This window comes from Bradyrhizobium paxllaeri (genome assembly GCF_001693515.2).
GTDB classification, from domain to species: Bacteria; Pseudomonadota; Alphaproteobacteria; order Rhizobiales; family Xanthobacteraceae; genus Bradyrhizobium; species Bradyrhizobium paxllaeri.
Genome location: NZ_CP042968.1, coordinates 5,080,733 through 5,105,858 on the forward strand (window position 1 = coordinate 5,080,733; position 25,126 = coordinate 5,105,858).

General features: G+C 58.3%; 16 protein-coding genes. 10 read left to right on the plus strand and 6 right to left on the minus strand.

Going from position 1 to position 25,126, the window contains the following annotated elements; translation table 11 throughout:
• The first annotated feature begins 188 nt into the window (after window positions 1-188).
• The 3 genes from sctV to LMTR21_RS24330 all read left to right on the plus strand — a co-directional run bounded on the left by sctV (window position 189) and on the right by LMTR21_RS24330 (window position 3,937).
• Entirely contained in the window at window positions 189-2,306 is a 2,118-nt protein-coding gene (sctV, locus tag LMTR21_RS24320) for a type III secretion system export apparatus subunit SctV (protein ID WP_065755977.1), read from the plus strand.
• 33 nt (window positions 2,307-2,339) lie between these two features.
• Window positions 2,340-2,930: a tetratricopeptide repeat protein gene (locus tag LMTR21_RS24325; protein ID WP_065755988.1), complete on the plus strand. Its 591-nt coding sequence runs from the start codon at window positions 2,340-2,342 to the stop codon at window positions 2,928-2,930.
• A 146-nt stretch (window positions 2,931-3,076) separates the two neighbouring features.
• Window positions 3,077-3,937, plus strand: coding sequence for a hypothetical protein (locus LMTR21_RS24330; protein ID WP_065755978.1), 861 nt, complete (start codon window positions 3,077-3,079; stop codon window positions 3,935-3,937).
• A gap of 732 nt (window positions 3,938-4,669) precedes the next feature.
• On the opposite strand, the gene LMTR21_RS24335 is transcribed toward LMTR21_RS24330, so the two are convergent.
• Window positions 4,670-5,152 (minus strand): helix-turn-helix domain-containing protein, encoded by a 483-nt coding sequence (locus LMTR21_RS24335; RefSeq protein WP_141688600.1) that lies wholly within the window; start codon window positions 5,150-5,152, stop codon window positions 4,670-4,672.
• 524 nt (window positions 5,153-5,676) lie between these two features.
• Between LMTR21_RS24335 and LMTR21_RS24340 the strand changes: the two genes are divergently transcribed.
• Window positions 5,677-7,698, plus strand: a complete 2,022-nt coding sequence (locus LMTR21_RS24340; RefSeq protein WP_347339124.1) for a hypothetical protein — start codon at window positions 5,677-5,679, stop codon at window positions 7,696-7,698.
• A 496-nt stretch (window positions 7,699-8,194) separates the two neighbouring features.
• Here LMTR21_RS24340 and LMTR21_RS24345 read toward each other — a convergent pair whose 3' ends face one another.
• Entirely contained in the window at window positions 8,195-8,779 is a 585-nt protein-coding gene (locus tag LMTR21_RS24345; protein WP_065755980.1) for a GNAT family N-acetyltransferase, read from the minus strand.
• A 1,147-nt stretch (window positions 8,780-9,926) separates the two neighbouring features.
• On the minus strand, window positions 9,927-11,099 hold the full coding sequence (locus LMTR21_RS24350; protein WP_065755981.1) for a PLP-dependent cysteine synthase family protein: 1,173 nt from the start codon (window positions 11,097-11,099) through the stop codon (window positions 9,927-9,929).
• A gap of 1,053 nt (window positions 11,100-12,152) precedes the next feature.
• On the opposite strand from LMTR21_RS24350, the gene nodS reads away from it, so the two are divergent.
• Both nodS and LMTR21_RS24360 read left to right on the plus strand, forming a co-directional pair.
• On the plus strand, window positions 12,153-12,749 hold the full coding sequence (gene nodS / locus LMTR21_RS24355) for a nodulation methyltransferase NodS (protein ID WP_065755982.1): 597 nt from the start codon (window positions 12,153-12,155) through the stop codon (window positions 12,747-12,749).
• Between the two features lie 985 nt (window positions 12,750-13,734).
• On the plus strand, window positions 13,735-13,938 hold the full coding sequence (locus LMTR21_RS24360) for a hypothetical protein (RefSeq protein WP_065755984.1): 204 nt from the start codon (window positions 13,735-13,737) through the stop codon (window positions 13,936-13,938).
• A gap of 201 nt (window positions 13,939-14,139) precedes the next feature.
• On the opposite strand, the gene ltrA is transcribed toward LMTR21_RS24360, so the two are convergent.
• On the minus strand, window positions 14,140-15,528 hold the full coding sequence (gene ltrA, locus LMTR21_RS24365) for a group II intron reverse transcriptase/maturase (protein ID WP_187399174.1): 1,389 nt from the start codon (window positions 15,526-15,528) through the stop codon (window positions 14,140-14,142).
• An 826-nt stretch (window positions 15,529-16,354) separates the two neighbouring features.
• Here ltrA and LMTR21_RS24370 point away from each other — a divergent pair.
• Window positions 16,355-17,092: a carbonic anhydrase gene (locus LMTR21_RS24370; RefSeq protein WP_065755985.1), complete on the plus strand. Its 738-nt coding sequence runs from the start codon at window positions 16,355-16,357 to the stop codon at window positions 17,090-17,092.
• 321 nt (window positions 17,093-17,413) lie between these two features.
• Entirely contained in the window at window positions 17,414-17,710 is a 297-nt protein-coding gene (locus tag LMTR21_RS41890; protein WP_430642593.1) for a transposase, read from the plus strand.
• A 602-nt stretch (window positions 17,711-18,312) separates the two neighbouring features.
• On the opposite strand, the gene LMTR21_RS24385 is transcribed toward LMTR21_RS41890, so the two are convergent.
• Window positions 18,313-19,278, minus strand: coding sequence for an IS481 family transposase (locus LMTR21_RS24385; protein ID WP_148636005.1), 966 nt, complete (start codon window positions 19,276-19,278; stop codon window positions 18,313-18,315).
• A 236-nt stretch (window positions 19,279-19,514) separates the two neighbouring features.
• Here LMTR21_RS24385 and LMTR21_RS24390 point away from each other — a divergent pair, with 236 nt between their 5' ends.
• Entirely contained in the window at window positions 19,515-19,841 is a 327-nt protein-coding gene (locus LMTR21_RS24390; protein ID WP_246174147.1) for a recombinase family protein, read from the plus strand.
• A gap of 250 nt (window positions 19,842-20,091) precedes the next feature.
• Window positions 20,092-21,834, plus strand: coding sequence for a T3SS effector NEL-type E3 ubiquitin ligase NopM (nopM, locus tag LMTR21_RS24395; protein ID WP_187399175.1), 1,743 nt, complete (start codon window positions 20,092-20,094; stop codon window positions 21,832-21,834).
• A 1,835-nt stretch (window positions 21,835-23,669) separates the two neighbouring features.
• On the opposite strand, the gene LMTR21_RS41895 is transcribed toward nopM, so the two are convergent.
• Window positions 23,670-23,888 (minus strand): DUF7694 domain-containing protein, encoded by a 219-nt coding sequence (locus LMTR21_RS41895; RefSeq protein ID WP_084030784.1) that lies wholly within the window; start codon window positions 23,886-23,888, stop codon window positions 23,670-23,672.
• Window positions 23,889-25,126: the final 1,238 nt, after the last annotated feature.

The following is a 25,126-nucleotide window of genomic DNA, read 5'->3' on the forward strand; positions in this document are numbered from 1 at the left end:
GCACTTGCGGTGCTTGATAGACTAGACACGCTTGACGACGAGCCCTCCTCGCGTCTGCCTTTGACGCTTCTCCGCAGTCACGCGCTACGACGGGCTGGCCGTATGGACGAGGCGCGGGCAGTCTTTCAAGACTATGTGTCCTTGCGTGGCAGGACAGCCCCAACGCAACAACAATAAGAAGGCTCTCCATGGCACACCTTCTTCGTAAGCTTATCGTGCGCGCGCCATTCCACCCGGATTTCATGGTCGCGTTCATGCTGCTTCTGGCAATCGGAATGATGATCATGCCGGTGCCGATCGTCGTGGTCGACATGCTGATCGGCTTCAATCTGGGCTTTGCCGTATTGCTGCTGATGGTTGCTCTGTATCTCAGCACGCCACTGGATTTCTCGTCCCTGCCCGGCGTTATCCTGATCTCTACCGTCTTTCGTCTGGCGCTGACCATCGCGACGACGCGGCTGATTCTCGCTGAAGGAGACGCCGGCAGTATCATTCATACCTTCGGTGAGTTCGTGATATCAGGGAATATCGCAGTCGGAATTGTTATATTTCTGATCGTGACCATGGTGCAGTTCATGGTTCTCGCGAAGGGAGCCGAGCGCGTTGCTGAAGTCTCAGCACGATTCACGCTCGACGCTCTGCCAGGCAAGCAGATGGCTATCGACGCGGAGCTACGCAACGGTCATATCGATCAGCACGAGGCACGAAGCCGGCGAGCTTCACTGGAGCGAGAAAGCCAACTTCACGGTGCAATGGATGGCGCCATGAAGTTCGTGAAAGGGGATGCCATTGCCGGCCTCATAGTCATCTGCATCAACATGCTGGGAGGAATCAGCATCGGACTGCTCTCCAAGGGCATGTCCGTCGATGAGGCGTTGCATCAATATACGCTGCTCACCATCGGCGATGCGCTGATTTCTCAGATTCCGGCGCTCCTCCTATCGGTTACGGCCGCAACCATCGTCACACGTGTAAATGGTCCTTCCAAGCTCAAGCTTGGTGCCGATATCATCAACCAACTCACGGCCAGTACCCAGGCATTGCGGCTAGCGGCCGGTGTCTTACTTCTCATGGGGCTGATACCTGGTTTCCCCTTGCCCCCGTTTCTCATGCTGGCCGCACTTTTTGCCGGGGCAAGCTATGTCAAAGGCGGTGTGCAAGGCGCGAACACGGGCTCCAAGACCGGCGCCAACCTTAGTGCTCCGACCTCAACACCAGCGCAGGCTCAAAGGCAAACCATACCTGCGGAAGCGCTTCCGGTCGCGGTTTTCTTTGCACCTAACCTGGTAAACGCGATTGATAGAGAGGAAGTTGAGCAGCACATCGCTCGCATTTCGGCACTGGTTTCAGCCGATCTTGGCATTACGATCCCCCGCATTCCAGTCCAGGTTGATCAACGTTTGGCCCAATCCGAGTTCAGGCTAGATGTGGAAGGGGTGCCGGTTGAACGGGATCGAGTCGATCCGACGCAGCTCGTGCTCACCGACGACCGAGCGAACATTGAATTGAGTGGCATCCCATATCGGCAAGATCCAGACGCCGACCGGATCTGGATCGAACAGAGCCATGCACCAGCTCTCAAAGCGGCCGGGATCGGGCATCACCGTCCGAGCGAAATCATCGCCCTGCGCGTCAGTTCCGTACTGACGCGATATGCGCAGCGCTTGGTAGGCATTCAAGAGACGCGACAATTGCTTGCCCGGATGGAGCAGGAATATGCCGACCTGGTGAAGGAAGTGCTACGCACGACTCCAGTTCCTCGGATCGCCGATGTCCTGCGGCGCCTGCTCGACGAGGGCATCCCGATTCGTAACACACGGCTGGTCTTGGAAGCGTTCGCCGAATGGAGCGAACGCGAGCAAAACGCCGTCCTGCTCACCGAATATGTTCGCTCAGGCCTAAGACGGCAGATCTGCTTTCGCCATGCCAACGCCCACCGTGTTCTACCCGCCTTTATCGTCGAACGTGAAACTGAGGATGTAATTCGCAGTGCGGTTCGAGAGACTACCGTCGGGCCGTACCTCGCGCTGGAGGACCGGCATACCGAGATGTTGCTGTCGCAACTGCGCCAGATTCATTCAGGCGTGCCAGCAGGCCAGAGCCAGCCCGTCATCCTGAGTTCGCTGGATATCCGACGCTTCGTCCGCGGCTTCCTCACCCGCAACGGGATCGATCTTCCTGTTCTGTCTTATCAGGATCTCGCCTCCGATTTCACGGTACAGCCGGTCGGGTCGCTCAAGCTTACAGGTGCCAAGGAAAAAGCTCCGACAGGAGAACAACGCACCCTGCTTGCCACAAACGGTTAACAGAGCACAGCAGTCGCTTGTGAGATGGACGGCATGAATTCACCAACAACAACGTTCGCTGCTCGATTGTATGCGTTTCATCCGCCCTCGGGCTTAACTCTCCTCGCTTTATTCGCCACTCTTGTGCTTGGTGGTTGCGCCAGTTTGGATCACCAAGCTACCTCAGTTCAAGAGACGCCGCGGCCAGAGTTGCTGGGCGCCAAGGACATCGATCCTGCTATGCGCGAGCGCATTGCACACGCCCTCCTCCGAGTTTCGGACGAGGAGAGTTTGCGTGAGACGCTGAAGCGAAAGCCAGACAACGTCGATGCGGCAATCTCGCTTACGCAGGCCCTTATGGCACAGAATCGCGCGGGTGAAGCACTTGAGGTAACCGACAAGATCTTGCTTGCAGTTCCTGGTGATTTGCGTGCCCTGAACGCAAAAGGGGTGGCCCTCGACTCCCAGGGGCGTCATAATGAGGCACAAGCGCTATATCGCGAGGCTCTCGCAGCCGCCCCAGGCAATCAGATGTTACGCAACAATCTTGGCCTATCGCTCGCACTTGCTGGGAATGCCGATACCGGATCTGACAGCCTACAACCGCTTTCGCACGAGCCGCGTGCGCTGCCGCGTTCGCCATAGCGTGGCCTTGGCGTAGAACGCCGGATCGTACACGCTAAACGCCTGCGCGTCAGCTAGTCGTCAGCTAGGCTGACTATCAACTTCGCGGTGCCCGACGAGCCTGAACTCCGTGCGAGAGCACTTCACCGATAGGAAACCCAATCACCATGTATGGCCGAATCAATAGCTCCGCCGGCGCTTCCGACGCTGATGAAATCAGACAATCCGCCACCAACCACGCGCAATCTGATGCAGACAGCCAACGCTTTGCGGACATGTTTGCTGGGATGCACATAGCGGCGCCGAGGGCTAGCTCGTCGGGAGCAAACCCCTCGTACTCCCTCGTTCGCCGACCTCCTGTGGTGGAGATCAAAAAGTCTGAATTTGCAGAAAAGGTGAAGGGCTTTTATGGCGATGAAATCGGGGATATCGCCGCGAAATCACAGCAATACTCGCTTCCCGTATCCTCGAAAGCCGCACGCACAGCACAAGTTGCCTATGACCACGGCACGAAATCTGGTTCGAAAGACGCACGCTATTTCAGCTATCAATTAGGCAACAAGAGTGTAGGACTCCTGCGAACGGAAGGCGGAGCTTGCATGAGTAATGTGTTCAAAGATGAAGAGGCACGCGCGCGCTGGCGGGAACAGTTTCCCGAACGGACCGAACTCACATCCACTGTAGATTTTCGGGTTACTCATCCTCTCGTGGAGAACGCAGGCGATATTCTTTTGGAACATCAGCTTCGGCTCGACGGCGAACGGCCTTTGCTCCTCTCTCATGCTGTCAACGACGACGCGAAAGCCCGTGCACGGGCGTTGGGTTTTGTTGAGGTGAGTGACTCGATGATGGTGCTTGACCCTACCAAGCACCCTAACAAGTGGACGAAGAATGATGATGGTGAATGGCAGCGGAAAAACAAGCCTCCATTGTATCTTAAAGCTACTGACACTAGCGGCAGTGATACCGGAGGGGCCCAGCTTGCTCCAAATACCACGCCAGATTGGGACGACGATGACTTCATGTAGACTGGTCCGAAGAAGATAGATGACGCGAAGCGAGACCGGATTGCCAGTGGGTCACAATACCCGTTTTATGTCTCGCCATGCAGCACTTCAGGTTGCTCAAGAAGAGTCATCGCGTACACGGCCCTCACCCGCGCTAAGCGTTGGTTTTGCTGGTCGGACAAAAGAGCGAGCCGGCTATTCTCATCGAGAGCCGGCAAATCGAGCGGCTATGGTTCAGCTTGCGAAATCCTCTCGGGGCAGCTCACCAAGGTTCCGTGAGTGCCCGCTCGCCGATGCGCCCAGTGGATGTCAGAAAGGATCTCCGAGCAGGTTCTGTGAGTTACCTTACCGAGAAGACTCACATAACGAGCGAGAGGACGATTACCCCCTGAACTATTGTACAACTGCTTGATAGGTCGCAATGGACCTTGACGACCATGGCGTATTCAACGTCCGGCTCGTCCGAGCCGAGTTGAACAGGCGTTTGCACACGTCCGCCTTCACCCAATCGCGGAAACGTGTACACGCTACTCCAGTGGCCGAAAGCGCGCGGCAGATCGCGCGAAGGACGCCCGGGCGCGCGATACATGACACCGCCGCGACAAACATCCGCTGTCCTTGCCGCTCCCACCGGGATCGCTCGGTTTGCCGAGATGCAGCGTTCCATCTTCGTCAATTGGACGTCAATCTCGTTCCATCCGAAGCTTGGATCACAACCGAGCCCCGATGAGAATCCTAAAATCCCAACAGGCCCTAGCGCCTGGATTTAGGACTTTCATCCACACGGCGCCGAGACGTAAAGGCCCACGAGCGTCGCTCACCTTGGCCACCAAGTGCGGATCGGTCGAGAGCTTGAACGTCTCCAGCCGGTGCGGCTGGAGTTCGAAGGCTCGCCAGATGCCTTGCGCCGTCGACACCGACAACCCGTTGACGTTCGCCATGTCGCGCGAACTCCAATGGGTGGCGTTCTCGGGGGCATTTCTCCAGCGTCCGCACGACCACCGCGTCGATGCGAGAATCGTCAATCGTGCGCGGCGCCACGGAACGTGGCTCGTCGTGCAGCCCGGCCACGCGCCGCTTCACCAAACGATACTGCCATTTGCCTACTGTCTGCGTGTCCAGGTCCAACTCGGCCGCCACTTCCTCGTTCTGACCGCCCTCCGCCCAGGTCAGCACGATCCGGGCTCTCAGAGCCAGCGCTAGCGCGTTCTTTCGCTGCATTGTCAGCGACTTCATTTCGGCACGCTCGTCATCGCTTTGTATCAAGGGCGCAAGTGGCTGGACCGCGATCAGACCTCCGCCCCTGTTGCCAGCGCTCTTTCGCACAGCGATACGAAGCTACGATTGCGAACTTATGTTCGGGAGACTAGCAACCCGGCATCTTCCATGGACTTGGACCCCGGGTGATTCGGACTTTTTTGTGCATCCGGGAGAATGCACTCCGTCAGCTAATTGTCAGCCAGGGCGTCTACCTAGATAGGCTGCGCATGCTCACCTGTATCGGAGGTTGGAATATGACGGGGATTGGCCCATCTGGCAAATCGCACGTTGGAGCTGATGGCGCCGACAGCACGTTGAGCAGTTCGCGCTCGGACTCAAGTCTTGCCGCTGGGGAAGGCAGCCACCGGTTCAATTCCGTCGTGAAGCGGATGCGCTCTGGGCCGCAAGATAGAAGCGCGCCCGTTGCCAGCCAGCCGCGCACTTCGGGTATGGCAGTCCCATCCTCGACAGGCGACGAGATCAAGGCAACAAAGCGACAAATGGGTCGCCTGCTTGAGGAACTTGACGCTTGCCGTGAGGCGGCCAAGCAAGCGCAGAACTCGTCGAAGGAGCAAGAGCTGCTCGATCAACTCGTCGAGGCAAGCTCAAAAGTTCTGGAGTACCGCGCGAGCCTGCCCCCGCATGTAGCGCGTAGCATTCTGTCCGACGATCAGGCTCGCCGACTCCGGGACGAGGCGCTCGATGCGGCGAACAAATGCAACACACTGGCCACCCCGACCATCTACGCCTTGGACGAGAGCAGGAAGAGTGCGGCCACCGTGCTCGACCGGATACTCCAATCCACTGCTCCCTCCGACCAGCTGCGCCGAGCGGTTTCCAGTGTGGCGAACCGCTATTGGGCCTGCATGGAGTGGTGGGGAAAGAAGGCATTGCGCTCGGAACGGATGCAGTCGGTTTGCGAAGCCGCTGCCGCTTTACCAACTGCAACGGACGATATGCGGCAGGCCGACGAGGCCGCGCTGCGGCTGCACACCGGCTGGGCACTGTATACGAAGTGCATGCATCTGCAATCGCGGGTCGCTCTCGCGCAGGTCATGATTGAGCCGCAGGCGAGCGCGCTCGAACCAGCCGTGAGGAAAATCCTCATGGGTGAGAACGGGCAGGTGCGTCTGCTGGGAACCTTCGTCGATGATTTTTTCCCGGCATTCGTCTCGACGCGCGGCGCTGTTCTAAACAGCGAAGGACGCGCGCTGGACGCAGAGCACTGCGCCGTTCTGGAAGGCGTCATGGAGCGCCTTTCGGAATTTGCGTTGGCGTTGCACGACGTCGTCGGAAATCTAAGCGCTCTCGGAACAGATGCCGACCTCCCATTGGAACTGTTGGGCCAGATTGTGGAAGGTGCGTGGGTCACAGCGGATGAGGCCAAGCGCCTCTTGTCGCTGCAGCCGAGGACCCCAGCCATTATTACACCGCCGGCCGACGCTGGGGCTGCGATACCGGCCAACACTACCGGCAGGGCTGTAGTGGCCGAAGGCACAACGACGCGCAGGAAGGGCAGAGGCAAGCGCACGCCGGCCGAGGGCGCCGGGAGTTCAGCGGCCGGGAGGATGCAGCCACAGCTCGCTACGGCCGACAAGGCCACAGCGCCAGCAGCCAAAGTTCTCGTGCTCTCGGATTTAGGTACGAAGAAGCTGGTGAGCGCGGAGGAGGCGCAAACGGCGTCATCGTCGGCGGCGGCACACTTAGCTATCTGGCAGGCCCCGCCATCGATCGAGGCGCTGACGCCACTACTCAAGCGCTTGCACGAACTTTTGCAATTCGATCTGGCCGGACAGCAAAGGGCCGTTTCGCAAGCGCGCCAGATGAAACCCGAAGACGCCGACCACGTGGTAGACACCGTGGTTGAGCGCCTACAGATGCGGGCGGCCGAGATGCAGGCCTGCGTGGCCGCGTTGGAGGAGCCTCGTCGAAGCGGCCTACTCACGGCTGCGCAAGTGCCCCAGATGCACGACAAAATAGTCCGGCTCAACATGATGTCGTCCCAGGCGCTGGGGCTGGCCAAGGCTGCGAAAGAGCGAAAAGCCACGACTATTATTGATTGCATGAAGACCTACGCCTTTCCGTCGCAGAAGTACCTTGAATACTTGCGGGCGGCCGAGGAGTTGGCGCCTGCGGAGGTACCGCGCCCGTTAAAGGGCGAGCCAGGGACGCTGTTTGAGTTCAAGCTCCAACCCAAGGCGCTGAGCAATGGTGCAACGCCGAGTCCGATGTGGGTGCACATCCACACGAACCGGCCGGTACTTGTGCGGCAATTGGCGACGCTAGATGACGCCGAGTTCGCCGCTTGCCACGTCAAGTCCAATGAACAGCGCGGCTACAATCGGCAGTGGCAGAACGCTCGGGCTGCCATGGGTCACGAGAACGTCGTGGTCCACCGCGGCAAGCTTACGCCTGCGTTCTGTGAGTCCTTGTTGAGATCCACGCTATCCGCTTGCCGAGGCGGAGCACCGGTCGACGCAGGCCACTCGACACGGGATGTAGTTAGGGGCCTCTCGCGCTAGAGTGCCTATTGACGTCCGAAATCGACGCCATCGCGTCGTGATCAGGTCATGGGCCTTTAGCACCCGGTAGACTGAAAGCCGCCGCTTCGGTTTATAGCGCTCGTACCATGCGGCAATCAGCGCACTCGTATCGATGAAGTAAATCTTCTTTGGCCAATTCTGGTTTATCCCGCCATGCCAAAGGCCGCCTTATCCATTACAGCAACTGTCGTAACATTCATAAACAGACCCGCGCCATCGCGCAGTGTGAAGTATCGATCGTGATGGCCCTGGAAATAAGCTGGGTAAATGTGGGACTGAGCTGACTCAGCGCGAGGTAATGATGCTTGTGGCCGCCTTTGGACGGTTCTTTCTGTGCGTAAGCTGGGCGTAGATCTTCTGGAAATCAGCGCGCTTGCTGTCATAGACGGTCTTAGTCGTGTGACCGAGCGTCAGCAGCGGCCGCAGCACGGCTTGCTGGCTATCCCCAAAGCGGTGGGCCAACGCTTCGAGCTAGCTAAGCCGTTCGCAACATTGGCGTGAGCGGCGGCGAAGAGCCATGTTGTATCTCACCAATGACCTTGAAGCCATGGCGTTGATAAAAGGGAATGTGCTCGGGATTCGAACTTTCGAGATACGCGGTGACGCCCTCTTCATCACATCGTTGAAGAGCGTATTTCATTAGCAATGTGCCAAGCCCTTGTCCGGCCCAGTTGGGATCGGTGGCAATGAGAGGCAGATACCAATGTGGCTCGGGCGGCTGATGTTCGGCCATTCCCCGCCGCAGGTGTGCCATATCCTCGGTAATCCCCGGGCTCAGGGATTGCGCCATGATTTCGTCCAGCGCCGCCTCATCTTGTTGCACGCCGGGAGGGAGCCACAGGGCCGCGGCGCGAACCCCTCCCGTGACGTACGCTGTGCCATGCTCGAATGCTCGTCCGCCACAGGCGTTGATGAACTGAGGCATGCTCTGAACATATCGCCTTGCGTCAGGCCAACTCCACCGCATCAACGGATCGGCGGCAAAGCCGAGCACAATTGTCCAGACGGTGCTTGCGCGATTGTTTGCATTCGTACATTTGATGTCCGACTCCGCTAGCATATGTGATTTCCAGCTCTCAATCTAGGCGTCAGAGTTACAAGTGTGCAGGACAATGGCTCTGAACGAAAGAAGGATACACGACACAGGCTTTCGTCGGATGCATCGGGCGTCCAGGTTAGCAAACGTCGCACGTTGAGATCGCAGATGACCAACGATCTTTCACACGATCTTATAACCTATCATCTCGTCTGCCATTGAGCTGTTCTGGTAGGGTCCGACATTCAAAACACGTGCCAATAACGAAAGCCGCATATCTATTGCCCTCAGTCGGATGGTGCCGTTGTTCGAAGCGAACGGCGCGCCTCATCTTCTCGCGCCAAGCAACCTCGGCAAACTCTCCAGGAGCCCGCGATGCCGACCCCATGATCTACGTCGTAACATTCATCCAATGGATGAAGTCGACGTATTAACTTACCGGATTTGCTCTTCGTCTCTGAACTTTCGGAGTGCGTCGAGAAAGAAATAAAAAGGAATCGATAAAGTTGTGTCATTCTAGATGCGGCCAATGCGTGCGTGGCCCAGAATTGTCTCCGGTCGGCCGCTGGGGTGAGTGTGATAGATCTGGGCCTGAAGTTGAGATTTGCGTCGACGGCGCCGAAAGGAAACTCGTCTCGATATTTGTCGTTAAATGGACGGGTGTCCTTGAAGCATCAACACTGATACACTTTCGTCCATCATGCTCCTGAATGGCCTTGACGCACATTTCGTAGTGCTAACGCTCGATCGCCTCCAAGTGCGGGTGAAGCGCAGCTCTCGAAGCCCGGGATGCATCGCGGGTCTTGTACGAAATCCCCCTGCCCGAATTCTAACGGGTCATGGAAGGCGAGTTCCGCGACGACAGCCCAGACGCTTGCCCCGCGAATGCACGTGTTGAACCAGTTGGCGCAAAGAAGAGTTTTGAGAGCTCGTAATTCAAGGAATTGCGAGAGCGTTATTCGTCGCTTCATATTTACAACAAATGTGCGCAAGAACTACGAGATGCACACTTAGCTCAGCTATAGAGCGTCACTCACCAAGGTGGAGGCCACCCGTTAGAATCACGTCGGATGCGCCACACTTTGATTGGTCCCGAAACAACGGGCACTCGCCTACCAAACCGATGCGATTTGAAAACTCTGACGCCGTGCAGACGAGGTGTAATTTTCGATCAGCGTGGTCGCGCTGCACCTCGGGCATTCAACGGATTCGTCACGTCTGCGATCGAGAAGCCGGGCCGATGCCCGGCTTCTAGGAAGAATATCAACTCGGCCTCATAAGGCGTAGGATCGATGTCACGCGCCTTTAGCCACTCCGGTTTGTAATAGGTCTGCCGATAGCGCTCGCCCGAGTCGCAGATCAGCGTCACCAGCGATCCCGCTTGGCCGGCGCTGCACATCTCCGAAGCCAGCCGGCACAGTGCCAAGAAGTTGGTGCCGGTAGAGCCGCCGACCGGCCGGCGCAGGCGACGCGACAGCACGTTCATAGCCGCGATCGTCGCAACATCCGGGATCTTCATCATGCGGTCGACCACGGTCGGAACGAAGGATGGCTCACAGCGCGGCCGGCCGACGCCTTCGATCAGCGAGGGACGCTCGCAAGTTCGCGAGCGGTCCTGATAGCGGAAGCAGTCGAAGAAGGCGGAATGCTCTACATCGGCAATGCAGAGCTGCGTTGGAAACTGACGATAGCGCAAATAACGCCCGATGGTCGCCGAGGTGCCGCCAGTGCCGGCTCCCATCACGATCCAGTCCGGCACAGGGTGCGGCTCGCCCTTCAATTGGGTGAAGATCGACTCGACGATGTTGTTGTTGCCGCGCCAATCCGTCGCCCGCTCCGCGAAAGTGAACTGGTCCATGTAATGCCCGTTAAGATGGGTGGCGAGCGCCGATGCCTCGGAATAGAGCGCGCGGCCGTCGTCGATCAGATGGCACTTGCCGCCATAATGCTCGATCGCAGCGATCTTCTCGGCCGACGTCGTCCGCGGCATAACCGCATAGAAGGGTACGCCGATCATCTGCGCGAAGTAGGCCTCTGACACCGCCGTGGACCCCGACGAGGCCTCGACGACTGGCGTGCCCTCGTGAATCTGTCCGTTGCAGAGCGCGTAGAGGAATAGCGAGCGAGCCAATCGGTGCTTCAGGCTGCCGGTCGGATGGGTCGACTCGTCCTTCAAATAGATGTCAATCCCGGCGAGAGCCGGCACGATCAGCCGAATTAGGTGCGTATCGGCAGTGCGGCACTGCTCGGCCTCGATTGCAGCCACAGCCTCGTCCACCCAGCCGCGCCGATAGCTCGGCAAGCTTAAGTTATTGCGACTGAAAGACGTGCGCCCGATCGACATAGCGTCTAGCATGAAATAATTCGCTTTGCACAGCAAGTCGTATTGCCGCGGTCGCTCTGATGCCCGACGCCCAACTTCCAAGCGGCATGGAGGGCTCCAGACTGCCACGAAGCGCTGCATCGACAGTCCGCATAGATTTCCGAGTCCGTGGAGGCACGACACGTGACGACGCATCGCATTTTCGCTCGTCTTTCTGATCACCTGCAGTTCTTGTCAAGGGGCACACGACTCGTGTCGCCAGTCGAACGTCAGAATTCTGACGAATCGACTTAATCGCCTCGCCTTCTTCCAATAAGTTATGCCACACCTCATTCTGGCCGGCACCAGCCGAAACGCTGCACGACTCGGATTCCTCTCGAGCATTCTGAACCTAGCTCTAGTCGTGTTTGATGGGCGCCTCCGATTCAGGCTACCCAAAATCGGATCGTGTCGAGCGGTTAACTGATGCGATCATCGGCGGAGCCGCCGCTGGCCATCATCAAGCAGCGGTATCGGCTCGATCCCGTTCGCCGCGAGCAGTGTTCGAGCGCGTCCAGCTCTGCGTCTGACGTGAGCTTTCGAGGCATTCGATATCCGGCGAGGAACTTCGCAGGACCAACGTCGTGGGGGCTTTTTAGCATGTGCTGCTTCGTCAAGGCGGCCGGCTCATCATGCGCTTAACGCGAACGCGTTCTTTGCGAACCATTATCGGAATCGATACCTTCCATCAAAACAATAGATTTTACTAATTTTGCCGCATTCCCCATAGTCAGACGCCGGCTAACTCAACCATCAATCAGGAAAATGCGTGTGAAACGAATTGTTCGTTTAAACACAGTTGCTGGATGATGGGCTAGCACGAATGGATGATTGCCCAGCTGCGTACTGGTATGCGCCGTACTGGATTGGGATTGACGAGGTGTGCTCATGAGGTCTGCGAAAAGCTGGACTGGAGGCTCTTCAATGGTCGGTAGTCCCCGGGAGGCGGAGCTTTCGCGTAGTTCTTCGAGGCTGTCTCGTTTGACAGCATAAGCGCGGGCACCCGATCGTGCATTCTCAGTAGGTAGGGTAATCATGAGTTCGGACAGCAAGTATCAATCGTTAGAGCAGGAACTAGCCGCCGATGATCCGTGGAGGCTCGACGGTAATCCATTCGAACGCGAGCGTTACTCGCAAATGCTCCGGCTATCGCGCTCGCAAGGGGTGATTTCCCACGCCCTCGAGGTCGGGTGCGCGGCTGGCGCATTTACGGAAATACTAGCACCTCATTGCAAACGGCTCACAGTCATCGACGTTATGCCGCAAGCGATTGCTCGAGCTCGCCTGCGGACGAAACGGTGGTCGCACATAACCTGGATAGCTTTGGACGTTCAGCAGTTTTCGACCGTCGAGCGGTTTGATTTGATCGTACTGGCCGAAGTCCTCTACTACCTTGGAGGCGTGGCCGACATGCGTGCGACTATCCACAAGTTGGTGCAGATGCTGGCGCCAGATGGACAGCTGGTTTTTGGGTCAGCCCGAGATACCAACTGCAGACGTTGGGGCCATGCCGCTGGAGCTGAGACTTGCATCCTCATGTTGAAGGAATCGTTGGTCGAAGTCGAGCGTGTGAGTTGCCAAGGTCAGTCGGCTAACGAAGACTGCTTGATCTCCTGCTTTCGGCCGAATTGATGCCGGCTCATGAGGGTGTCGGAAAGAGTGTGTAAGCAGGTTTCTGTGAGTTTACCTTAGCGAGAAGACTCACATGACGACCGATACGACGTTTACACCTGAACTACTGGATCACTGCTTGCTAACTATGGAACGCCTAAAGGCCTCACAGGTGCGGACGGGCTTTTCAAATAGCTAAAGAAGACGCTGATTGAGGCGCCTGGTGCGGAGCTGGCCGATCACCTTGGCTATGAGAAGGGGGACCCGGTCCGGCAACGGCAACGGGAAATCGGCCAAGAGCAAGAAGATGTCGTCATGTTCAGCGCTCCACGTTCAAACCTTATTCCGGCTGATAAGTCGCCCGGGCGTCAGTCATGCAGGTCCTTCCGGACCAAGTAAGGTGCCATGCAAGCAGCAGTACTTCAACTACCTTTTCTTATAGGCTTACTCCGGTTGGTCCTAATGCCCTTGAGCCGATTCATTCGCGAGAAACGACGCAAAATTGATCCAGTTTTCTAGCCGAGGGGGCGGCGACGTCCAGGTGGAAGGCGTCTTGTCATAATTCACCGCCAAGAGCTTCAGCGCACGGGCATTGCCAAGATCAACTCACTGAGGCGTGGCGGTCGCCGCTGCCGCGCAGCTGTGCCGAGGGGCCTCGGCCATCGCCTGCTTGCTACCCGCAATGCCGCAAAACATGCCCCTGCCACGCCGCTCGATCTCCGCATACTTGTTCCGCACGCGCCTCGGGAATGGGAAAGTCGATATATCGCAGCTGTTGGCCATCGAGCGGCACGCCCTGCCCTGAGCATGAGCCGCCAGTCTTGGCGAAATGAGCCGCGCGCTTCTTTGCCTTTCACCTGCGTCATCTTGTGCGGGATCGAGCCGTCGGGCAATCGCAGCAAGCTCTTGCTCAACTTGATCCCGGTCAGCACGAAGGCAGCCGCGCGACAGATCGTCCGGTTGGCACCCACGGGCGAACGAGATCACACACTCAGATGTGCGGTTAATGCTCTTTTTTCATCCGCAGTGCGTCGAGAGGGCGCGGGTTCCTGCTACTGCGCGGCTACGTTTCCAAGAACACCAGCCAGTTCAACTCGACAAATACATTCCATGGCATATCGCGTACCAGCCCTTGGATGTGGCTTTTATTCAAAATGTCATCGCGCCTTCGAGCCGCCTCGTGGATAAAGAGGCCGAGCGCAAGGAATGAATTGTTGACCGTCTTGCTGTAATGCAGCGCGTGATCAGCGCGTCCGCATCCATCTTCGCGATCGGCGCGACGCGGATTTCTTTATCGTGTCCTATGGTCAGCCACTGAGTTCGTCGCGCACGGTTCTAGACTCCGGCTCGGGAGTAACGGCAGTGCCATCAACCCACAATGCCCCGTCGCGCTGGCGCCAACGCTCCGATTTCACTTCCGCTTTGTGCCATAATGGATATTGCCGCCGTTGTGCTGGCTCGACTCGGTCGAGAATGACGAGTCGCCCGGAGGGCTTTCACCTCCGGGCGCTCCCAGAACCGTACGTGAACCTCTCGATTCATACGGCTCCCGATGTTCGGCCGTTGCCGTGGGCCAATGGGCAAAGAGTGCTGGATTCGCGCGGCGCAGCCGATCGAACCAGTCCCTCGCGCCCTTGGTCCAGTGGACCATCCGCTTGTATTTGCGGCGAGCCCATCGAATGACATAGGCATCGATCCTTTTCAGGGTTGGACGCAATTGCGTCGGATAGAAGTGGCTGTAGTAGTTGATCCAGCCCCGGATGCACGGGTTGTACATCGCGGCCAGATCGCTGAGGGACTTGTCGCTGCGGTGATGAAGCGGCCCAGTGCCGAATTCCCGGCTGATGCGCGTCAATGCCTTTGGGCTGGCAGCAGGCAGAAAGCTGTGTGCGAAGATGCGCCTATCCGGCTTGACCCACATCGTCTTTCGGGCTCGGAACTGGTAGCCTAGAAAATCGAAGTGGATGTCCGGGTGGTCGCCGCGCCGGTTCACATCCTTGCAGTAGACGATCCTCGTCTTCTCAGGATGGAGAACCAGCTTGCAGGCCGCAAAGCGGTCGGCAATCGCACGCCAGAGGGCCCGTGCGTCCTCCTCGGTTCTGCAGTGACAGATCACGTCGTCCGCATAGCGCTCGAAGGGGATGTGCGGGAACTCCCGCGCCATCCATTTGTCGAGCGCGTAGTGCAGGAACAGGTTCGCCAGCAGCGGCGAGATCACCCCGCCCTGTGGCGTTCCCGCCTGTCGCGGTACGACCCTGCTATCCTCCATCTGCACGGACGCCTTCAGCCAGCGCTCGATGTAAAGCAGCACCCAAGCACAGTCCGTATGTTTGCGGACCGCCTTGAGCAGAAGCTCCCAGTCGATGCTATCGAAGAAGCCCTTGATGTCGAGATCGAGCACCCAGTCGTAGCGCCAGCAGCGCTCGCGGGCTTTCGCCACGGCATCAATCGCAGATTTGCCGGGCCGATAGCCAAAGGAGTCCGGATGAAACACCGGCTCCAAGATCGGCTCGAGATACCGGCGAGCGACTTCCTGAGCAACGCGGTCGGCGACCGTTGGAATGCCCAACGGCCTGATGCCGCCACTTGCCTTCGGAATCTCGACGCGCCGCACCGGCGGGGGGAAGTAGCTCCCTGAGGACATTCGGTTCCAGAGCTTGTAGAGGTTGCCCGACAGGTTGGCCTCGAAGTCTTCGATCGATTGTCCGTCTACGCCAGCCGCCCCCTGGTTGGCCTTCACACGCTTGAAGGCTTCCCAGACTTCCCGCTTGGGGATCAGAAACGGCTTTGCCTCGTCCATGGGTTCGTCCTGTCACCAGTTGGCCCATGGCCAAGGCTGAACAACGCAGCCCCTTGGCTCCAGCCCCATTACAGGACCTTCACTGCTACTACGGGCTGCTCCGTCCCTGCCCTGCGTGTCGGTACTCTCGCCCTCGCGATTGGCGCCGCTTGTGGCTTGTCCCTTCACGCCGCCCATTGAAGGCTGGCGGCGTGACGCAGTGCAGGTTCTCACGTTCCATACGAAAGCCTGGTCGAGCTTCGCGCCGCCTACATGCCGGATGCCGCCCGGGCCGTATCAGGCATCCCCCAGGCTGATCCCGGGGGAAGGGTCATCCCCCGGTTTTGACATCGCCTAATCCGCTTTCGACACTTCATGGACGGTTTGCTTGCGCTCGCCTCTCTCGACCTTGCCGTCTGGACTTCCTGCCCAGACTTGACTGCAACGCTCACCACCACGACTTTTGGCCGCGGCAGCTTGCAGTGGCTTGGGATCAGCACCTGATTGCCGAACCCGAAGGGCCCTCCTTCATCTCTCGTACAGTTGCGCGTCGCCGTTTGGACCGGCTACGCTCGTGACACACGACCCAAGGCGGACGCCTCAACTGCGCGATACGACTTCCATTGCGCCCTGGAGCAACTGAATCGCACCTCGAAGTTATCTGCTGGCGGCGCGTTTCTCGCGCAAACACGGCGGCCGATGCCATTGAGCGTTCGTCTGTCCAGTGCGGGCATAAAGCCCACCAAAACGGCTCGCCAAGCGCGACGTTTTCGCGTAGTCCATACACCTTACAAACACATTCACGCGCTTTTCGCAGACGCTGTAAACCGCACAGGCTAAGAAAAATATGTGTGAAAACTGCTCTTCGAATCTACCTCACCTGCTCTCGCCGTCTCGGCGTTCCCTAATGTTGTTCGCTGCTTCGGCTGTTGGCGTGCTGCTTGGCGACAGGATTGCTGACGCCAAGGAGGCGAAAGCACCACCCAAGCCCGACAACGTGCTCTCGCCGGACGCTTCACTGAAGCGACTCATGGAAGGCAATGCACGCTATGTCCAGGGCGCGTCGCGGTGCCACGGTTTTAAGCACGAACGCGAAGTCTTGATCGGTGGGCAAAATCCACATGCCGCGATCCTGAGCTGTGCCGATTCGCGTATTGCGCCCGAATTTGCATTCGACAGTGGACTTGGCGATCTGTTCGTCTGCCGCGTTGCAGGCAATTTCGCCAACGATGACACGGTCGCGAGCATGGAATATGCCGCTGCGGTACTAAATACGCCGCTGATCCTGGTGCTCGGCCACGACCGCTGCGGCGCCGTCGATGCTACGATCCAGTCGATGAAAGACGACAAGCCGCCGCCGGGGCACATCCCGTCCCTCATCGCCGCACTTGCACCCGCGGTCAAGGCGTCATTGCAGCAAAGCGGGGATGCACTCGCCAACGCGATCCGGCAAAATGTGGTGGACAACGTCAATAAGCTGAAATCGGCAACCCCGATTCTGAACGCGGCAGTTGAGCAGAATAAGCTGAAGGTCGTCGGCGCTCTTTATCGGCTCGACACCGGCAGCGTCGAGCTGCTGAGCTGACACTTCCAGCAATGGGCCGTTTCTCGCGCGGCCGCGGGCGACCTCAACCCTGCGATGCGGCGCGCGAGAGCGAGCAGAAGATTTTTGGCTCTCCGTAGTCCTAAACACGTTTCGGGGCCGGAAAGCCTCGGTTGCGGACATTGGCAGCGATCTTTGAAGCGCTCGCCGGCTGCGGCAAGAACGGCGTTACTTTGTCCATCGATTCCACCTCGATCAAAGCGCATCGCTCAGCCAGCGGCGGAAAAGGGGGAGCATGAACAAGCGATCGGCCACTCGCGCGGTGGCCGGACCACCACGCGCTGAGCGACCTTGATTGCAACTTTGCGCATTTCATCTCACTCCAGGCCAAGACGCCGATATTGCCGCAGGGCCGGTCCTTTTGGACGATGGCGATGGCTTTCGCGCCGAAATCGTCAGTCGCGGCGCGAAGCCTGTCATTCCAAACAAATCCAACAGGGTGCCCCTCCACAGCTTCAGCAAACGCACTACAAAAGCCGCAATGTTATCGAGCGCTGTTTCTGCCGGCTCAAGGACTTCAGGCGAGTCGCAACTCGCTATGACAAACTTGCCAGAAACTTCTTGGCTGCCGTCCACCTCGCCGCCATTGCCGCCTATTGAGTCAATTGAGTCTGAACGCTAACTTTCGATAAAGCTCTTTGCCTTCCTGACCCCCGTCACCCTGCTGGCAATTGCCAAGCGTGCTCAACCCAGCGCATCCGTAGCTCTTGCACCCAGCGATGCGCCCACGTCAGCCCAGGCGTCGTGGCTTCAAAGCGCCATTCCGCGCCCCGGAGAAAACATTGTAGGAGAAGTCTCGGCCGGTGTGTGGGAGGACAGAACCCACCGACACAGCAAGACCCGGCGTGCTATTGCCCACGCGCAGTGCTGTACCCATAGGGCCTTAATCACTAGGTTAAATCCGCACTCCCACGTCGTACAGCGGGTATTTTCCTTGATGGATGAACAGGGGAATAGCGGCGCTATCACTGCTTGGATCAGGCACCTGGAACGCCATATACGCGAAGCTGTTGCCACCTGTTATCGTGTTCGCGCTCTCCGCAGGCGGGCAATCTCCTCATTATTTGAGCAAGCGTGACGTTAAAGTTTGACTGCCGCCACGATAACGAAAAGCTGCCGAAAGCCAGGACGACCGCACCTGAAAGGTGCCAGGATGGCGGGAGCAAATTGCCATAGAAATCGCCCGATTGTCATGCGGCCCCCTAGGTGTTTAGTCCCGGCATTTGCTGGAGCGGATTGAGTTTGAATCGTTCTGGCTGGGAAGTCCAGCATTTGCAGATGTATTCGTAAGGTGTGAGGCCCTTCAGGGTTTTCAGCCGCCGAGCGTAGTTGTAGGCGTTTATGAAGTCGGCAAGGTGAGCTTCGAGCTGATCGTGCCGATCGTAATAGTAGCGTTGGACGGTCGCTTCCTTGATCGTGCGGTTCATGCGCTCGACATGGCCATTGGTCCAGGGATGTTTGATCTTGGTCAGCCGATGTTCGATCCCGTTCTCTTGGCAGCGCATATCGAACATATGCGTCACGTATCTCGCCGTCGGGCCGTCCGCATAGCGCGGCGGGAAGGTGAACTGGATCCCATTGTCGGTGAGAACCGTGTGGATCTTGTAGGGGACTGCCGCGATCAGGGCTTCGAGGAACGCCGCGGCGGAGGTCCTTCCCGTCTTCTTGACCAGTTGCACGAAGGCGAACTTGCTGGTGCGATCGATGGCGACGTAGAGGTAGAGCTTGCCTTCAGCGGTCTGGAGCTCGGCAATGTCGATGTGGAAATAGCCGATCGGATAAGCCTTGAACTTTTTCTTCGAAGGCTTGCCACCTTCGACCTCCGGCAACCGGCTGATGCCGTGGCGCTGGAGGCAACGATGCAGGGATGATCGCGTCAGATGCGGGATGGTTGGCTGCAGCGCATAGAGGCAATCGTCGAGTGGCAGCAGCGTATGTCGCCGGAAAGCGACGATGATCGCCTCCTCCTCGATGGAAAGGACAGTCGACTTGGCTTCCTTGGGGCCTGTCGAACGATCGGCGACGGTCTCGCGCTGCTTCCACTTCGCAACAGTCTTCTGGTTGATCCCGTAGCGCTTGGCGAGTGCTCTCAGGCTCTCTTGACTATTCTGTATTGCTCGACGGACTGCCTCCGTCGTGGTGGCGCAGCCGTGTAAAACTTGTCCCATAGCGCATCCTTCGAATCGTGCGATAAGAATGCACCATCAAAGCTTGGGACTAAACAGCGGTTGCCTTCCTTCACCAGCAGTTTCGTCTCACGCTGTCCCCCAGCGTCCGAGCTATCGGCCTTCGCGACAACGATTCGCAAGCGGCCTTTGCAAAAACGAATCGTAGGGATTCAAAGACAGCCCTCGTCTTCGCGTGAAGGTCCCGTTGCAAATTGATTTGGGACAGGGCTGCGACCATGGCTGAGGGCAAGTTCATCTCCTACCTACGCGTTTCCACGGATAAGCAGGGCAGGAGCGGCTTGGGCATAGAGGCCCAGCGCGAGGCGATGGTGCGTTATCTCAACGGCGGCCAGTGGGCCCTTTCGGCCGAGTACGTGGAAACCGAGAGCGGCAGGCGCTCCGACCGCCCCAAGCTCGCGGCGGCCCTCTTACATGCCAAGGCAATCGGTTCGAAGCTGGTCTTTGCGAAGCTTGACCGGCTCACCCGCAAGGTGGACCTGCTTCGGTCGCTGGTGGCAACAGTGGAGCGAACTGGGTATTCTGCAGCGACACTCGTCAGCTGATCGACAGGTAGGCCTGCTAAGGGCAGAACGCTTCCATGTTGACGACTTATCTGGTCAACGATTGGCAGAAGCTCGCAGCAGTATCGATCCATTTGCCGCGGTTGGGCTCGTGTAAGCCTGTACCGGCTCGAGTCGGACGGGAGCCGCAGCGCACGTGCACCGGCTGTCGAATGATCATTGCGCTGCGCAACCACCTGCTTCGCGAGCTTGAGAAGCGGGGGGTATTCTTGTTCTGACAATGGAGAAATTGATGAACACGGGACAGGCACAGTGGAGTGCAGGTTCTTCCTCGGCCCCTTCTGAAGAGGGGGAGCAGGAAAGTTATTTCAGCGGCTTCAGCCGAGCCATGGCGGATTGGGTCGAAACCCTGACAGGGTATCGGACCCCAGCCTCCGCGCGCGCGCAGATCCTGGACAATTGGGTTGCCGAAGAGGGGCAGGGCGAAGCCGAGAATCGGCGACAGGGGCGCACACGAATCAGGGATTCGGACGACGCAGACTCGCACTCGCTGGATTTGTCGTCCCTCTCGCTGACCGCTTTGCCCGCCGCCCTGCCGCCAAGATTGCTGGAACTGCGCGCTAGGCACAACGAGCTAAGCAGCCTACCAGCTACGTTCCCACCCGGTCTCCAGCATCTTCTCATTAGCCATAACCGCTTGACCAGTTTGCCGGACGCTCTTCCAGCGACCCTCTCGCGGCTGGAGCTCGCCGACAACAGCTTGACCAGTCTGCCGGCCAACCTTCCGGCTGGGCTTGAGATCCTAAACGCAAACGACAACCGACTAACTAGCCTGCCGGACCCTCTCCCGAGCGGGCTCACCTCGCTCGCGGTTAGTGGCAATCAGCTGACCGACCTCCCTGAGTCACTCCCATCGTGGCTCATTGAACTCGATGTCAGCAGCAATCAATTGGCCAACCTCCCCGACCCTCTTCCGAGCACGCTGCAATCGCTCAATCTTATCGGTAACCGGCTGACCAGCCTGCCTGAGGGTCTTGTTGAGGCTCTTGTACCGCATCTTAGTCCCTACTACCCGCATCTGGAGAGCCTCGAGTTCGGGGATAACCCGCTGCCGGACGACGTCCTCGCTCGTCTGGCAGCGGCTGAAGCGCCACCGCAGCTTGCGCAGCAATCCCTGCATGAGGCTGCCGCACACTGGCTCGCAGATGATCCGGCGACGCTGGCCGAGTGGCAGCACTTTGCGGATGAGCCCGGCGCCCAGAATTACGCACAGTTCCTGGAGAGGCTACGAGGCACCGTGAACTACGGCAATGACGCGTTTCGGCAGGCAGTGGCTGATGATCTGCGGCAGGCGGCGGCCAATCCGAGATTGCGCGAGCAGTTTTTCACACAGGCTTCCGAGGCCAACGCGAGCTGCGAGGATCGTGTTACTTTGCACTGGAACGGTATGCAGAGCGCGCGCCTCAACGCTGACGTCGAGAACGGGCTATATGACGATCGGCTTGGCGAACTGATCCAGCGCGGCCGTGTCGCGTTCCGCTTGGAGGCGCTGGACGAGATCGCGCGCGACAGGGTCAACTCGCTCCTCAGCGGCAATCCGAACGTAGACGACGTCGAAGTCTACCTGGCCTATCAACATCGGCTGCGCGAGCCTCTGGAGCTCAGTCACGTCGCCCCTGACATGCGCTTCCTGGCGGTCTCTCACGTAAGCGAGGATGATGCAACGGAGGCGCTGCACCTGGTCCGGGAGCGGGAAGCAAGCCAGTTCACCGACTACGTGGCAAGCTGGCAACCCTGGGAGACGGTGCTGAGGCGCATCGCTCCGGACGAATATGCAGCGATGCAAGACCGGCTCGTCGAAGCTATGGGCGAGGAGTTTCAAAGCCGCCTCGATCAGCGGCTGGCCGAGCATGGTCTGCTAGGCGATGCGGATGCCGAGCGGGTACTCGGAGCCCAAGTCCGAAACCAAATCGCTGGCGAGATCAAACGCGAGGTCATGCACCGGCTGCTCGCAGACCGTGGCCTCGAACAATGAGACTTCCCAAGACTCCCGCAGGGATATTTTTCATTGCTCTGTGGCGCTACCTAAAGATCGAACGTGCAATTGATATCATCTTCGAACTGCCGCTGACGATTGCCGCTTGGCGCTCGACTTTCGTCAGCGGATCAAACAACGCTGGCCGGGCCATAGAGAGCCTTCGGCCCGCTCAAGAGCGATGGGCAGGAGTCGAGTGAGCAGAAATGGTGATCGAAGGGCACGCGGCGGGAGCAATAAACGCGGCTCAAGAGACTCGCAGCATTAGGCTCGCAGGCTTGGGACGGTCCAGTTGTGGACTGCCGAGTTTTGCTCGTGACGCGAGGTGGCCAGGCCTGAGCAAGGGAGTTGCTGTTCGACGTGGGCTCGCAGCAAGCGAGCCCGCTTCCCGCCGAACGACCGGCTAGTCGCGCTTACTCGAGGCCCAGGCCTCGATCAGTGATCGCTCGACAGAAGCTTCTTAACCTTGGGCTGCGCTAGCACCACCGGCAGAACTTTGCCGCGATGTCGCCCTCCAGCAGCCGGTCGGTCATTGAACGGCCCCACTCTCGAAGATTGTCATCCCCTTATGCGGTTGGGCGCAGAAAAACATCACTCTCATAGCTTGCCGGCCGATGGTGGTGGTGTAATTCACGCCCTGAAGGATGAGGTTTGTCCCCGGTTGAGACGCGCCTGGCAGCACGTTTTGCAAGTCCCTCCTTAAGGTCTTCCGGCACCCACTGTGCGCCGTGCTGCCACTCCAGGGGACGATATAAAGATATACTCGGCAGCGGACCCGGGTCGTAAGAGGATTGATCTGCCCGGCCGGAGGTATATGCCTCGAAGTTTATCGCAGAATCGCGGGTCGACTGACTGACACTTTGGGCTGGCAAATAGGCCGGCTGCGGCGCCCACGGGGAACGACTCGTTGTACTCCATCGTCGATTGGCGACTGCGTCAGCGCCCGCGAGGCAACCACACGCTAGATCATTGCCGTATGCCGGATTGATCTTGATGGTACTCAGTGTTGAGGCACACTGCGATGAGTATACTCTCTGCTTTGAGAGGCGCTGTCCTCGTCAGGCGCGCCTTATTGATGCAGTGCAACGACATCTGCCGGTCCAGAGGACCGAACCCGTTTCCCCGTTCTTGCAAGTTGAAACTATAACAGGAGCGCATCTCATGTGGCGCGGTCTGCTGTTTTCAGGCGGTCGACTACTGCGGGTCCTACTCGATCGTATCTCCTGAGGCCGCGGGTCGCGTTTGTGTGCGCCACCCAACCACTTCTTGGTGCGGTCCGACATGCTTCTCATTTTTCGCTCGAAAGCGATCTGGTCCAGCTTCCACAATAGACGTTGCGATTTGCACCGACCGAGCCCGCCGCATCAGATGAAGCAAAAGCAGTACGCCACCAAAAAGGCTCGTCATTATAACGGTCGTCATCAAAAGGCACGCCACACAGCACAATGCGGCTACATCCAAGACCGATCGCAACCAGAACGGCACCCAATCCACACGTGCCGTGTCCTCCGTAGAGCCAGACATGCTCGCTATAACTCGCTGCTCTTCTCGATGCGTGATAAGGTTATCATTCAGCGCCGATTGACGGATCGGCACCCTAAGGGTGCGAGCTGACGTCAAGCTGACGAGTTTCCCGCCGGCAACGATATCGTTTCGCGTGAGTTCCGGGCATTGCTGATCAGCCGAAGAGATCTGGAAAATTTCCCCAACAAACCCCAACAAACCTCTTAGATGTCTTGAAGAGAGTTTTCCCTGCATTGCAGTCGTCGTTCGTACTGAATACGTGCGGCGGCGCCCCATGTTGGAGGCGCCGATTCGTTGTAGTAAAACGGCTTTCACGATAGCCCGCCAATCTGTGCAAGCAATCTCGCCGTTTCAGAGGGTCCAAGCCCGACGACGCCTACGAAGCTAGCCGGTGGCACGGGAATGTCCTGACGAGTCGGCTTCCAGAGATGCAGACAGTACCGGCTGTTATTTACGTATTGCGAATGAGGCGGATGCAGTTGCATCACGCACTCCTCTTCATCCCAAAACAGGTCTTTGACGAAGCACATCTCCTCCCAGTTCGGACAACGTCGCGGCGTGGAGACGGAGACATGCTCCCACCCTGGGCGAACAAGTCCGACTATCCTGAGTCTGCACCCACAAGGGCCCTGAACAAAGAAAAGGCCGCAAGGACCTGATCCCGGCGCGCTGGCGAATTGGCCATGTCGTACGCGGCCGGCCTCGAGTTTTTCTAGAACTTGTGCTCTCACGTCCCCTGCTTTGCCTCGCTGATGAATTTGGTTTCGAGCAAACCGCTGAACAAACCGCAGATGCAGATCATTTCTCTTCTTCCGCTTCCAATGTCGGCAAACACATGCAAGCGGACGCTCGGCTTTCGTCGAGCCGGTAAAGCATCTCCCCGTGAGGCCAGGATAAACTTTCAGCCATCTCCGTCACCTTTATTGAGAAACCGCGTACGTTTCCGTACGGATAAGGTCGAGTTTGGTTTCAGCAACAGATCTTTCCTTTTTTAGCTCACCACATCCCCGGTTCCTTTCGAAGCTTGCCGCAAACCCACGGCTGCGGCTCGCCTCGCGAGGCTAGGAACCCTTGACGACGGCAAACGCGCCGTCGGAAGCAGTTGCTCTTCCAGTATTGTCACGGCGGGCAGATGGAATGAGCCCCGTTGAACGCCTGGCTCACAAGGCGACCGTTTCGGAGCTTGATCCCGCCGTCGAATTCAGGAACTCTTTCGATGCTGGCCTTCTCGTTTGGAATGGGCAGGCACCCCCGCGCAGCAGAATGCGACCATCGGATGATCAGAAGGCCGAATTTTTCGAGACGGCCTTCTCTCTCTTTGCACAGCGCAGCCCCGCGAACCTGGTGAACGGTTCGGCAAGTGGCCGGACGAGCCACAGGCTCCCCCAAGCCTCAGTCGGAAATCGCTCGTGATCCAAGCGCTAAACAGCTGATGAAGGGATTAACGAGCAGCGGCGCCAATGCACAGGCGGTAGGCTGTAACATGTCGGCAATTGACCCCCCGCTTGCGTCGGATGGTCATCCTGGCAAGCACTAAGATCAGCAACGACGGCAAGACATTTCGCTATCCATGAAGATGAGGTCCGGATGAGGCGCGGCAAGCGGAGCTCCGAGCAGCGCCCCCTCTTCGGCTCGACGACGAAAGTCTCCAGACAATTGGCGGTATCGATCAACGAACAGCGCGATCTGGTTTGCATCACGCGCGGGTGTTTTTCATCGATATAGACCAGGCTGATTCATCCCTTGCTCCTTCCGTAGCGCGCCAGGT